Annotated in this window: 9 protein-coding genes; all 9 read left to right on the forward strand. The window is 59.1% G+C overall.

All coding sequences use genetic code 11. From position 1 onward, the window contains the following. The first annotated feature begins 44 nt into the window (after positions 1-44). The 9 genes from rplJ to rpsJ all read left to right on the forward strand — a co-directional run bounded on the left by rplJ (position 45) and on the right by rpsJ (position 13,994). The gene (rplJ, locus tag ACQAYK_RS01535; RefSeq protein WP_215871769.1) at positions 45-563 is read left to right on the forward strand and encodes a 50S ribosomal protein L10; all 519 of its coding nucleotides are present in this window, start codon (positions 45-47) and stop codon (positions 561-563) included. Positions 564-587: 24 nt separating this feature from the next. Then, on the forward strand, positions 588-977 hold the full coding sequence (gene rplL / locus ACQAYK_RS01540; RefSeq protein WP_215871768.1) for a 50S ribosomal protein L7/L12: 390 nt from the start codon (positions 588-590) through the stop codon (positions 975-977). Between the two features lie 112 nt (positions 978-1,089). Beyond that, positions 1,090-5,178 (forward strand): DNA-directed RNA polymerase subunit beta, encoded by a 4,089-nt coding sequence (gene rpoB, locus ACQAYK_RS01545; RefSeq protein ID WP_215871767.1) that lies wholly within the window; start codon positions 1,090-1,092, stop codon positions 5,176-5,178. Between the two features lie 33 nt (positions 5,179-5,211). Further along, the gene (gene rpoC / locus ACQAYK_RS01550) at positions 5,212-9,360 is read left to right on the forward strand and encodes a DNA-directed RNA polymerase subunit beta' (RefSeq protein ID WP_215871766.1); all 4,149 of its coding nucleotides are present in this window, start codon (positions 5,212-5,214) and stop codon (positions 9,358-9,360) included. A 110-nt stretch (positions 9,361-9,470) separates the two neighbouring features. After that, positions 9,471-9,842 (forward strand): 30S ribosomal protein S12, encoded by a 372-nt coding sequence (gene rpsL, locus ACQAYK_RS01555; protein ID WP_215871765.1) that lies wholly within the window; start codon positions 9,471-9,473, stop codon positions 9,840-9,842. A gap of 27 nt (positions 9,843-9,869) precedes the next feature. Beyond that, a complete protein-coding gene (rpsG, locus tag ACQAYK_RS01560; protein ID WP_215871764.1) occupies positions 9,870-10,340 on the forward strand; it encodes a 30S ribosomal protein S7 in 471 nt (156 codons plus the stop codon). Between the two features lie 33 nt (positions 10,341-10,373). Then, positions 10,374-12,473, forward strand: a complete 2,100-nt coding sequence (fusA, locus tag ACQAYK_RS01565) for an elongation factor G (RefSeq protein ID WP_215871763.1) — start codon at positions 10,374-10,376, stop codon at positions 12,471-12,473. Positions 12,474-12,495: 22 nt separating this feature from the next. Then, positions 12,496-13,686, forward strand: coding sequence for an elongation factor Tu (gene tuf / locus ACQAYK_RS01570; protein WP_255790042.1), 1,191 nt, complete (start codon positions 12,496-12,498; stop codon positions 13,684-13,686). After that, entirely contained in the window at positions 13,686-13,994 is a 309-nt protein-coding gene (gene rpsJ / locus ACQAYK_RS01575; protein ID WP_215871596.1) for a 30S ribosomal protein S10, read from the forward strand. The genes tuf and rpsJ overlap by 1 nt, the downstream gene beginning before the upstream one ends. Positions 13,995-13,998 lie beyond the last annotated feature (4 nt).

Here is a 13,998-nt window from a genome sequence, read left to right on the forward strand (position 1 = left end):
CCAGGAATTTCTGGCCGCCTCTGTCCAACTGGAGGTAGCAAACCGTGAGTCTCAAACTCGCTGATAAAGAGCAAGTAGTTGCTGCCCTGCAAGCAAAGTTGGCGAATGTGCAAGCGATGGCGGTAGCCGAGTACCGGGGTCTGAGCGTCGCTCAGATGACGGCGCTTCGCGTTGCGGCGCGCAAGCAGTCAGTGCATGTGCAGGTGGTGAAGAACACCCTTCTCAAACGTGCATTGGCAGACACCGACTTTGCGGTGATGAACCCGTTGCTCAGCGGTCCCCTGGTTTTCGCGGCCAGCGAAGACCCCGTGGCCGTGGCCAAGGTCCTGACAGACTTTGCGAAAGGCAACGACAAGCTCGTCATTACCGGTGGCGCCCTGGGAGCCAAGTTGATGGATGCGAAGGCGCTCCAGCAGCTCAGCAAGATGCCCTCGCGGGAAGAATTGCTGGCCAAGCTCATGGGAACCATGCAGGCACCCATCTCTACCTTTGTGCGTACCCTCAACGAGGTTCCCGGGCGTTTCGTCCGCACCCTCGCGGCTGTGCGCGATCAAGCAGCGTAATTCATTTTTAGGAGCAATAAGATCATGGCCTTATCAAAAGCAGAAATTCTGGATGCCATTGCTGGCATGACCGTCCTCGAGCTCTCCGAGCTGATCAAGGACATGGAAGAGAAGTTTGGCGTATCCGCCGCTGCGGTTGCCGTGGCTGCCCCGGGTGCCGCTGCGGGCGGCGCTGGCGAAGCGGCTGCTGCAGCGGAGGAGCAGACGGAATTTGACGTCATCCTGACCAACGCTGGTGCCAACAAGGTGAATACCATCAAGGTGGTGCGTGCCATTACCGGTCTGGGTCTGAAAGAGGCCAAGGACCTGGTGGATGGAGCCCCGAAGCCGGTAAAGGAAGGTATTGCCAAGGCGGAAGCGGAAGACATCAAGAAGCAGTTGGTGGAAGCGGGTGCCGAGGCCGAGATCAAGTAAGATTTCCTGTCTCTGCCCCACATGGCTGGCGACCTTTGGTCGTCAGCCCCTCATTATTGGCGGCATGCCGTCTTTTTGGTTCGTAATCTAGCGACTATCGCGCGGAGCACTCATGGCCTACTCTTTTACGGAAAAGAAACGGATTCGTAAAGACTTTGGTAACAGCCAAAGTATCCTTCCGGTGCCTTACCTGTTGGCGACCCAGATGGATTCTTATCGCGAGTTTCTCCAGGCTGAAACTCCCGCTGCGGCGCGCAGCGATACGGGCCTCGAAGCGGTATTCCGCTCGCTCTTCCCCATGGAGAGCTATTCTGGCAATGCGCGACTGGACTATGTCAGTTATCGTCTCGAACGTCCGGTCTTCGATGTCATGGAGTGTCATCAACGCGGCGCTACCTATTGCGCCGGCCTGCGCGTACGCCTGCGTCTGGCGCTCTATGAAAAGGACGATAGCACGGGAGCGAAGCGCATCAAGGACGTCAAGGAACAGGACGTATACATGGGTGAGCTGCCGTTGATGACTGAGCATGGCTCTTTCATCATCAATGGCACCGAGCGGGTGATCGTGTCGCAGTTGCATCGGTCGCCGGGCGTGTTTTTTGCCCATGATGCCGGCAAGACCCACTCGTCCGGGAAATTGCTCTTCAATGCGCGCATCATTCCTTACCGTGGTTCCTGGCTCGATTTTGAGTTTGATCCGAAGGATCACCTCTACGCACGCATCGACCGACGTCGGAAGCTGCCGGCAACGACGCTGTTGCGGGCTCTTGGGTATGGTACCCAAGATATCCTGGGGATGTTCTTCGATACCGAAGAGTTCCGCATCGAAGGCGCGCAGATCTTCTACCAACTGCGGCCCAGCCGCGTGCAGGGCGACATTGCCGTTTTCGATGTTGCTCATCCCAAGACCGGCGAGATCATCATCGCCAAGGGTAAGCGCATTACCGCCCGCCATGTGCGGCAACTCCAAGAGATCGGTGACGCGATCGAGGTGGAAGTGCCGGAAGTGTTTTTGCTAGGCAAGGTCCTCGCCCGGGATCTGGTGGATGAAGCCACCGGCGAACTCGTGCTCCAGGCCAACGATCTGATCGATGACGAGGCGTTGAAAAAGCTGCGCCAAACTGCGCCATTGCATATCGAAACCCTGTACATCAACGAAGTTGATCGCGGTCCGTACATTTCTGAGACCCTGCGCATCGATACCGCGCGGGATGCCCATGAGGCGCAGATCGAGATCTATCGTTTGATGCGCCCGGGTGAACCACCGTCCAAGGATTCTGCGCAGACCCTGTTCCAGGGATTGTTCTTCAGCCCCGAGCGCTACGACCTCTCGCAGGTGGGACGGATGAAGTTCAATCGCCGTGTCGGCCGGGAAGAAATTACCGGCGCGGGGGTGCTGAGCAACGAGGACATCATTGCGGTGATGAAGGTCTTGGTGGATCTGCGCAATGGTATCGGCGAGATCGATGACATCGACCACCTGGGGAACCGGCGGGTACGCTCTGTCGGCGAACTCATGGAAAATCAGTTCCGTCTCGGACTGGTACGCGTCGAGCGGGCGGTCAAGGATCGTCTTGCGCTAGCCGAGAGCGAGGGACTGACTCCGCAGGATCTGATCAATGCCAAACCGATTGCGGCGGTGGTCAATGAATTTTTCGGCTCGAGCCAGCTTTCGCAGTTCATGGATCAGACCAACCCGCTCTCCGAAGTCACTCACAAGCGCCGTGTCTCGGCCCTGGGACCGGGCGGTTTGACGCGTGAGCGTGCCGGTTTCGAGGTGCGCGACGTGCATCCTACCCACTATGGGCGCATTTGCCCGATCGAGACGCCGGAAGGACCCAACATCGGTCTCATCAACAGTCTCGCCTGTTTTGCGCGCACCAACGCCTACGGTTTTCTGGAGACCCCTTATCGCAAGGTGATCGACGGGCAGGCCACGGATGAGGTGATCTACCTTTCCGCCATCGACGAAGGTGACTACGTCATCGCCCAGGCGAACTCGCCGCTGGGCCCGGACAATCACCTGCTGGACGAGCTCGTCTCCTGCCGAAACAAGGGCGAGACATTGTTGGTAGCGCCGGATCAGGTACAGCTCATGGATATCTCCCCGCGGCAGATCGTTTCCGTGGCGGCGAGCCTCATTCCCTTCCTGGAACATGACGACGCCAACCGCGCGCTCATGGGCTCGAACATGCAGCGGCAGGCGGTGCCTACCGTGCGTTCCGATGCCCCGATGGTGGGTACCGGTATGGAGCGGGTCGTTGCCATCGACTCTGGTGCGGCCATTACCGCTCGTCGTGGTGGCGTCGTCGATAGTGTCGACGGTGCGCGTATCGTTGTGCGCGTCAATGACGACGAAACGCAGCCTGGGGAACCGGGAGTAGATATCTATAACCTGGTGAAGTATTCGCGCTCCAACCAGAATACCACCCTCAACCAGAAGCCGATCGTACGCGTTGGCGATGAGGTTGCGCGGGGAGACGTTCTGGCAGATGGCCCGAGTACGGAACTGGGGGAATTGGCCCTGGGACAGAACATTCTGGTCGCCTTTACCCCCTGGAACGGCTACAACTTCGAGGACTCCATCCTCATTTCCGAGCGCGTGGTGGCGGAAGATCGCTATACCACCATCCATATCGAGGAGTTCCCGGTCTATGCCCGGGACACGAAACTCGGGCCGGAAGAGATTACCCGCGACATTCCCAACGTCTCCGAAGGCGCCCTGCGCCATCTGGATGACTCCGGTATTGTCGTGATCGGCGCGGAGCTTGGCCCGGGCGACATCCTCGTCGGCAAGGTCACCCCCAAGGGGGAGACGCAGCTGACTCCCGAGGAGAAACTCCTGCGCGCAATCTTTGGCGAGAAGGCCTCGGACGTGAAGGACAATTCCCTGCGCATGCCGGCGGGTATGTATGGCACCGTCATCGACGTGCAGGTCTTCACCCGCGATGGCATCGACAAAGACGCGCGGGCCAAGGCGATCGAAGAGGAACAGCTCAAGAAGATTCGCAAAGACGTGCAGGATGAGTACCGCATTTTCGAGGCGGATACCTATCAGCGGATCGAACGCCTGTTGCTCGGCAAGGTGGCCGAGGGTGGTCCTGCGGGTCTTGCGGCCGGGGCAAAGATCACCAAGACCTATCTGAAGGAGTTGGCGCGGGACCGCTGGTTCGATATTCGCCTGCGCAGTGAGGAGAGTAACGAGGCGCTGGAGCAGATCCGCGCCCAGCTCGAGCAGCAGCGCGAACGCCTGGATGCGGTTCTGGAAGAGAAGCGGCGGAAGCTGACCCAGGGTGATGATCTGAGCCCGGGTGTGCTGAAGATGGTCAAAGTGCACGTGGCCGTGAAGCGGCAGTTGCAGCCCGGCGACAAGATGGCCGGTCGCCACGGCAACAAGGGTGTAGTCTCCAAGATCGTACCGGTGGAAGACATGCCCTACCTGGCTGATGGGACGTCTGTCGATATCGTCCTCAATCCCCTCGGCGTGCCCTCGCGTATGAACGTCGGGCAGATCCTCGAAACCCACCTGGGCTGGGCAGCCAAGGGTCTGGGACGACGCATTGCGGAAATGCTTGATCAGCAGCGGGCGATGGCCGAGCTGCGCGGATTTCTGACGGAAATCTACAATCGCACGGGTAAGGTAGAAGACATCGGCAGCCTAAGCGATGACGAGGTGCTGGCACTGGCTCAGAACCTACGCAATGGCGTACCCATGGCGACACCAGTATTTGATGGTGCGAGCGAAGAAGACATTCGCGATATGCTCGAACTCGCCGGCCTGCCGCGGAATGGCCAAGTCACCCTCTACGACGGCCGCAGTGGCGAAGCCTTCGACCGTCCCGTCACCGTGGGCTACCTGTACATGCTCAAGCTGCACCATCTGGTCGATGACAAGATGCACGCCCGCTCTACTGGGCCGTACAGTCTGGTCACACAGCAGCCCCTGGGCGGTAAGGCGCAGTTTGGCGGCCAGCGCTTCGGGGAAATGGAGGTCTGGGCCCTGGAGGCCTACGGCGCCGCCTACACCCTGCAAGAGATGCTCACGGTCAAATCCGATGACGTTTCCGGGCGCAGCAAAATGTATGAATCCATCGTCAAGGGTGATTTCCGCATGGACGCGGGAATGCCGGAGTCCTTCAACGTGTTGTTGAAGGAACTGCGGTCGCTGTCCATCGACATCGAACTGGAACAATCGGTCTAAGGTATCCGCAGGCTTCGGATAAGGAAGAGTCACTTGAATAACCTCCTCAAGCTTTTCAAGCAGAACGATCGGCAGGAAGAATTCGATGCCATCCGTATTGGCATTGCGTCGCCGGACAAGATCCGCTCTTGGTCCTACGGCGAAGTCAAGAAGCCGGAGACCATCAACTATCGGACCTTCAAACCCGAGCGCGAAGGCCTTTTCTGTGCCAAGATCTTTGGTCCAATCAAGGACTACGAGTGTCTTTGCGGTAAGTACAAACGCCTCAAGCACCGTGGCGTGGTCTGCGAAAAGTGCGGTGTGGAAGTCACGCAGGCGCGCGTGCGTCGCGAGCGCATGGGGCACATCGAGCTGGCCAGCCCAGTGGCGCACATCTGGTTCCTGAAGTCTCTGCCCAGCCGCATGGGCATGATCCTGGATATGCCCTTGCGGGATATCGAGCGGGTCCTGTATTTCGAGGCCTATGTGGTTATCGATGTCGATCTCGGGGTCACGGACCTGCAGCGCGGACAGATTCTCAGCGAGGATCAGTATCTCGATGCCCTGGAAGCGTATGGTGATCAATTCCGCGCGATGATGGGCGCAGAAGGCATCCGGGAACTGCTCAAGGGTATCCCGCTGGAAAGCGAGATCGAGCAGATTCGCGAGGAGCTTCTCGCCAGTAACTCCGACACCAAGACCAAGAAGCTGGCCAAGCGATTGAAGATCCTCGAGTCCTTCGTCAGCTCTGGTAACCGACCCGAGTGGATGATTCTCGAAGTCCTGCCGGTGCTGCCACCGGATCTGCGTCCGCTGGTACCCTTGGACGGCGGCCGCTTTGCGACCTCGGACCTGAACGATCTCTACCGGCGGGTGATCAATCGTAACAACCGCCTCAAGCGCCTGCTCGAGCTGAAGGCTCCGGACATCATCGTACGCAATGAAAAGCGCATGTTGCAGGAAGCGGTAGATGCGTTGCTCGACAATGGTCGTCGCGGACGCGCCATTGCCGGTCCGAACAAGCGCCCGCTCAAGTCCCTGGCCGACATGATCAAGGGCAAGCAGGGCCGTTTCCGGCAGAACCTGCTCGGTAAGCGTGTCGACTACTCCGGTCGTTCGGTGATCGTTGTGGGCCCGGAGTTACGCCTGCATCAGTGCGGCTTGCCGAAAAAGATGGCGCTGGAACTGTTCAAGCCCTATATCTTCAACAAACTGGAAGAGCGCGGACTGGCGACCACGATCAAGGCGGCGAAGCGCCTGGTGGAGGCCGAAAAGCCGGAGGTCTGGGATATTCTCGAAGAGGTGATCCGCGAACATCCGGTCATGCTCAACCGTGCGCCCACTCTGCACCGTCTGGGTATCCAGGCATTTGAGCCGGTGCTGATTGAGGGCAAGGCCATCCAGTTGCATCCGTTGGTCTGTGCTGCCTATAACGCCGACTTTGACGGTGACCAGATGGCCGTGCACGTACCGCTTTCTCTCGAAGCGCAGCTCGAAGCACGTACGCTGATGATGTCCACCAACAACATCCTCAGCCCGGCCAACGGCGATCCGATCATCGTCCCATCCCAGGATATCGTGCTGGGCCTGTACTACATGACCCAGGAACGTCTCGACGCCAAGGGGCAGGGGATGCGCTTTGCCGATAGTGCCGAGGTGCGCCGCGCCTACGACAACGGCGAGGTCGGTATGCACGCGCGCATCACCATGCGTTTCCGTGGCGAACGCATCGAAACCACGGTGGGCCGAGCCCTGCTCAGCGACATCCTGCCCGAAGGCTTGCCGTTCGCGGTGATCGATCGGGTGCTGAAAAAGAAGGCTATCGCCGAACTGATCAACACCTGTTACCGCACCCTTGGGGTCAAGGACACGGTCGTCTTTGCCGATCAACTCATGTACACCGGTTATCGCATGGCGACCCGCGCTGGCATCTCCTTCGGCGCCGGCGACATGGTCACGCCGCCAGAAAAGGACGTCATCCTGGCACGCTCCGAGGATGAGGTGAAGACCATCCAGGATCAGTACACCTCTGGTCTGGTTACCGAAGGCGAGCGCTATAACAAGGTGGTCGATATCTGGTCGCGCGCCACCGAAGAGGTCGCCAAGGCGATGATGGACCGGGTGAGCAAGGAAAAGGTCACCCTGCCCGATGGCAAGGAAACCGAGCAGGTCTCCTTCAACTCCATCTACATGATGGCCGACTCCGGCGCGCGTGGATCGGCGGCGCAGTTACGCCAGCTGGCCGGTATGCGCGGATTGATGGCCAAGCCGGATGGCTCGATCATCGAAACGCCGATCACCGCGAATTTCCGCGAAGGGCTGAACGTATTGCAGTACTTCATTTCCACCCACGGCGCGCGGAAAGGCCTCGCCGACACCGCCCTGAAAACCGCCAACTCCGGGTATCTTACTCGTCGTCTGGTAGACGTGACCCAGGATCTGGTGGTGGTCGAGCATGACTGCGGCACCGAGGAAGGTTTGCCGATGATGGCCCTGGTGGAGGGCGGTGAGGTGGTCGAAGCGTTGCGCGAGCGCGTGCTCGGGCGGGTGACGGCGGAGGATATTTTGCATCCGAACACCGGTGAGGTTGCCATTCCGCGGAATACCTTGCTTACCGAGCAGCTGCTTGGGCAGCTCGACGAACTGGGTGTGGATGCCCTCAAGGTGCGGTCTCCCCTGACCTGTAAATCGCGTTATGGGGTCTGTGCCCTTTGCTACGGACGCGATCTGGCGCGCGGCCACCTGGTCAATGCAGGCGAAGCGGTGGGTGTGATCGCGGCGCAGTCCATTGGTGAGCCCGGCACTCAGCTGACCATGCGGACTTTCCACATCGGTGGCGCGGCAAGTCGTGCCGCGGCGCAGAGCAGCATCGACATCAAGCAGGGTGGCTTGATTCGCTACCACAGCAGCTTGCGCTCAGTGGAGCACCCCAGCGGGCGCCACGTGGTCGTCGGCCGTAATGGCGAAATTGCCGTCACTGACGAACAAGGCCGGGAAAAGGAACGCTATAAGGTGCCTTATGGTGCCACCATCCTAGTCCAGGATGGCGAGGCGGTAACGCCTGGCAAGCGGATTGCCGAGTGGGATCCACATACGCGCCCCATTGTCAGCGAGATCGCGGGTACGATCTCACTGCAGGATGCCATCGAGGGCCAGAGCGTCATCTCCCAGACCGACGACATCACCGGCCTGAGCACCCAGGCAGTGATCGATCCCAAACAGCGTCCGGCCAGCGGCCGCGATCTGCGTCCCGTGGTCCTTCTACAGGATGCCAAGGGCAAGGATCTCAAGTTGCCGGGAACGGATCTTCCTGCGCGTTACTACCTGCCACCGCGTGCGATCATCGCCGTCCAGGATGGTACGCAGGTGCAGCCGGGCGACACCCTGGCGCGTCTGCCAGTAGGCACCAGTAAGACCCGTGACATCACTGGTGGTTTGCCGCGTGTGGCCGAGCTTTTCGAAGCCCGGCGTCCCAAGGATTATGCCATTATTGCCGAGCACCACGGTATTGTCGGTTTTGGTAAGGATACCAAGGGCAAGCAGCGCTTGCTGATCACCGACGAAAATGGCGATACCCACGAGTACCTCATTCCCAAGGGACGTCACGTCACCGTCTACGAAGGTGAGCGAGTCAGCCCCGGGGAACCTTTGGTGGAAGGGCAGCCGGTGCCGCACGACATTCTCCGTGTCCTGGGGGTGCAGGCATTGGCCAATTACATCGTTGACGAGGTCCAGGATGTCTATCGCCTCCAGGGTGTGCGTATCAACGATAAGCATATCGAAGTCATCCTGCGACAGATGCTGCGTAAGGTAGAGATCAGCCATGCCGGTGACAGTAGTTTCATTACTGGCGATCAGGTCGATCGGGCCCGGGTAGAGGAAGAAAATTCCGCCCTCGAAGCAGCGGGCAAGGAGCCGGCGCGTTTCACGCCGATGCTGCTCGGTATCACCAAGGCGAGTCTGTCCACGGAGTCCTTCATCTCTGCGGCCAGCTTCCAGGAAACCACCCGCGTTCTCACCGAGGCCGCGGTTTCTGGTCGGGTCGATGATCTGCGTGGCCTGAAGGAGAACGTGATTGTTGGTCGTCTGGTGCCTGCGGGCACTGGGCTTGCTTATCACGAGCACCGCCGTCGCCGCAATCGTGGCGAGAGTCTGTTCGACGGTGGCAGCGAGAGCGAGACGGAAACGGTCGCTGCCAGCTGAACGAGACTTCGCAGTGCCCTGATCTTTCTTGACAGTTCGGGCGCGCGTCCATAAAATGCGCGCTCTCATTGGCGGCAGGTGACGAGCCGCCCTTCGTTTTTGGAGAAGGTATGCCCACACTGAACCAGTTGGTCCGCAAGCCGCGCAAGGCTCCGGTGGCCAAGAGCAAGGTACCCGCCCTAGAGGCTAATCCGCAGAAGCGGGGTGTCTGTACCCGCGTGTACACCACCACGCCGAAAAAGCCCAATTCTGCGTTGCGGAAAGTTGCGCGTGTGCGTCTGACGAACGGTTACGAAGTCAGTAGCTATATACCGGGTGAGGGGCATAACTTGCAGGAGCACTCTGTCGTTCTGATCCGCGGTGGACGCGTGAAGGATCTGCCGGGTGTTCGCTACCACATCATTCGCGGCACCCTCGACACCGCTGGCGTCAAGAATCGCAAGCAGCGACGGTCGAAGTACGGCGCCAAGCGGCCCAAGTAAGGGTTCCGGATTCCAAGGAGTAGAGAGATGCCAAGACGTAGAGAAGTGCCCAAGCGGATCGTGTTGCCGGATCCTAAGTATAAGGAAGAAGTCCTTGCCAAATTTGCCAACGTCCTCATGCGCGATGGCAAAAAGAGTGTCGCCGAAAAGATTGTATATGGCGCCCTGGATATCGTCGCCGAGAAGAGCAAGGCAGATGCCATGGAGATCTTCCGCAAGGCTTTGGACAACGTGCGTCCGGTAGTGGAAGTCAAAAGCCGGCGTGTTGGTGGTGCCACCTACCAGGTGCCGGTCGAAATCCGTAGCGATCGCCGAATGGCGTTGGCTATGCGCTGGCTGCGCGACTCCGCGCGCAAGCGGAATGAGAAGTCCATGGGCAATCGCCTGGCAGCGGAGATTCTCGAGGCAGCGGAAAATCGTGGAAACGCCGTTCGCAAGCGGGAAGAGACGCATCGTATGGCCGAGGCCAACAAGGCATTCTCGCACTTCCGCTGGTAACCCTTTTCGCTTCGCAATCGCAAGGACTCATTCGTGGCGCGCACAACCCCCATCGAACGTTATCGTAACATCGGCATCATGGCCCACATTGATGCTGGTAAGACCACTACTACCGAACGCATCCTGTTCTACACCGGTGTCTCCCACAAAATCGGTGAGGTGCACGAAGGTACAGCGGTCATGGACTGGATGGCGCAGGAGCAGGAGCGTGGCATCACTATCACCTCCGCGGCGACCACCTGTTTCTGGAAGGGTATGGATGCCAAGCGTGCCGAGCATCGTATCAACATCATCGATACGCCCGGACACGTCGATTTCACCATCGAAGTCGAGCGCTCTCTGCGTGTGCTCGACGGCGCCGTCGCCGTATTCTGTGCTGTTGGCGGCGTGCAGCCGCAGTCGGAAACCGTATGGCGGCAGGCCAACAAATATGGCGTGCCACGCATGGCCTTCGTCAACAAGATGGACCGCCAGGGTGCCAATTTTCAGCGCGTGGTGGAACAGATCCGCAGCAAGCTGAAAGGCAACGCCGTGGCCATCCAGCTGCCGATTGGTGAGGAAGAGCGCTTCCGTGGTGTGATCGATCTGATGAAGATGAAGGCGATCAACTGGGACGACGCGACCCAAGGCACCACCTTTGTCGAAGAAGAGATCCCTGCCGACCTCCAGGAAGCCGCTGAGGCAGCGCATCATGTGATGGTGGAAGCGATTTGCGACACCGATGAAGAGTTGATGATGAAATACCTCGAGGGCGAGGAGATTTCCATTGACGAGCTCAAGATTGCCCTGCGCAAGGCGACAATTGCCAGCGAAATCGTTCCGGTGCTTTGTGGTAGTGCGTTCAAGAACAAGGGCGTGCAGGCCATGTTGGACGCAGTTCTGGATTACATGCCCTCGCCAGTCGACATCCCGGCCGTGAAGGGGACGGATCCCGATACCGGCGCTGATATGAGTCGTGCTGCCAGTGATACGGAGCCGTTCTCGGCGTTGGCGTTCAAGATCATGACGGATCCTTTTGTCGGACAGCTCACCTTCTTCCGCGTGTATTCCGGCGTACTCAATGCAGGATCCACGGTCTATAACCCAGGACGCGGACAGCGCGAGCGCATCGGCCGCATCCTGCAGATGCATGCCAATGAACGGCAGGAAATCAAGGAAGTGCTGGCCGGCGACATCGCCGCGGCTGTGGGTCTGAAAACGGCATACACCGGCGATACCCTCTGTGATATGGATAAGACCATCATCCTGGAGCAGATGGAATTCCCTGAGCCGGTCATTCACGTGGCGGTAGAGCCCAAGACCAAGAGTGATCAGGAGAAGATGGGTATCGCGCTGGGCAAATTGGCCCAAGAGGATCCCTCCTTCCGGGTGCGCACCGACCAGGAATCCGGTCAGACTATCATCTCTGGTATGGGGGAGCTGCATCTGGAGATCATCGTCGACCGTATGAAGCGCGAATTCAACGTCGAGGCGACCGTAGGTGCGCCACAGGTGGCTTATCGCGAAACGATTCGTAAGTCTGTCGAGGCCGAGGGTAAGTTCGTGCGGCAGTCCGGTGGTCGTGGTCAGTACGGCCACGTCTGGTTGCGTCTTGAGCCACTCGAGCCCGGTTCAGGCTTTCTGTTCGAAAACGCGGTAGTCGGCGGTGTGGTCCCTAAAGAATACATCGGGCCAACCGAAAAGGGTGTGCAAGAGGCTTTGGAAAGTGGTATAGTCGCCGGCTTTCCGGTGGTGGATGTCAAGGTTACCATCTTCGATGGCTCCTATCATGACGTCGACTCTTCCGAGGCGGCGTTCAAGATCGCTGGATCCATGGGCTTCAAGGCAGGTGCCGCCAAGGCAAACCCGGTGTTGCTCGAGCCCATCTTTGCAGTGGAAGTGGTGACGCCGGAAGAGTACATGGGCGACATCATTGGCGACATCAATAGTCGCCGCGGAGTGATGCAAGGTATGGATGATGAGGCAGGCGCCAAGATCATCAAGGCCGAAGTCCCGCTGGCAGAGATGTTCGGGTATGCCACCACGGTGCGATCCCTGTCGCAGGGGCGAGCCACTTACAGTATGCAGTTCGAGAAGTATATGGAAGTGCCTGGGCATGTTGCCGAGGCCGTCGTCAAGAAAAGTCAGCGCTGAGTTGTAACGGGAGAAGGTAGTCATGTCCAAAGGAAAGTTTGAGCGGACGAAGCCGCACGTAAACGTGGGAACGATTGGTCACGTGGATCACGGCAAGACCACGCTGACGGCGGCGCTGACGAAGGTATTGTCGGCGAAGTTTGGTGGCGAGATTCGGGCCTATGATCAGATTGACAACGCGCCGGAAGAGCGTGCGCGCGGCATCACGATTGCGACCTCGCATGTGGAGTATGAGACGGCGAACCGTCACTACGCGCATGTGGACTGCCCTGGGCACGCCGACTACGTCAAGAACATGATCACCGGCGCTGCACAGATGGACGGCGCGATTCTCGTCTGCTCGGCTGCTGATGGCCCGATGCCGCAGACCCGCGAGCACATCCTGTTGGCGCGTCAGGTGGGCGTGCCGTACATCGTTGTATTCCTGAACAAGGCTGACATGGTAGATGACGCCGAGTTGCTGGAACTGGTCGAGATGGAAGTGCGCGAGCTGCTGTCCAAGTACGAGTTCCCGGGTGATGACATTCCGGTGGTGATTGGCTCGGCGCTGAAGGCCCTGGAAGGGGATCAGAGTGACATTGGCGAGCCGGCGATTTTCAAGTTGGCGGACGCGATGGACAGCTACATTCCGATGCCCGAGCGTCCGGTGGACAAGACCTTCCTGATGCCGATTGAAGACGTTTTCAGTATTTCCGGTCGTGGTACGGTAGTGACGGGGCGTATTGAGCGCGGCATGGTCAAGGTTGGTGAGGAAGTCGAGATTGTGGGTATTCGTCCGACGACCAAGACCACGGTGACGGGTGTCGAGATGTTCCGCAAGATTCTGGATCAGGGGCAGGCGGGAGACAATGTTGGCGTCTTGCTGCGCGGCACCAAGAAGGACGAAGTGGAGCGTGGGCAGGTCCTGGCGAAGCCGGGTACCATCAAGCCGCACACCAAGTTTGAAGCCGAAGTGTACGTCTTGTCGAAGGAAGAGGGTGGTCGCCACACGCCGTTTTTCAATGGCTATCGACCGCAGTTTTACTTCCGTACCACGGACGTGACGGGAGCGGTTGATCTGCCGGAAGGCGTGGAGATGGTGATGCCGGGAGACAACGTACAGTTCAAGGTCACGCTGATCGCCCCGATCGCGATGGAAGACGGTCTGCGTTTTGCGGTGCGCGAAGGCGGCCGTACCGTCGGCGCCGGCGTCGTTTCGAAGGTGGTGGAGTGATGGAAGGTTCCAAGATTCGTATTCGCCTGAAGTCTTACGACTACCGGATGCTCGACATCTCCGCCGCGGAGATCGTCGAGACTGCGCGCCGCACCGGCGCGCGGGTCTGTGGTCCGATTCCGCTGCCCACCAAGATCGAGCGCTTCACCGTGCTGCGTTCGCCGCACGTGGACAAAAATGCCCGTGACCAGTTCGAGCAACGCACTCATAAGCGGCTCATGGATATTCTTGACCCCAACGACAAGACCGTCGATGCGCTCATCAAGCTCGACCTTGCGGCGGGCGTCGATGTAGAGATCAAGCTGTAAGGAG

Source organism: Acidithiobacillus sp. AC3 (assembly GCF_050261095.1).
Lineage (GTDB): Bacteria > Pseudomonadota > Gammaproteobacteria > Acidithiobacillales > Acidithiobacillaceae > Igneacidithiobacillus > Igneacidithiobacillus copahuensis.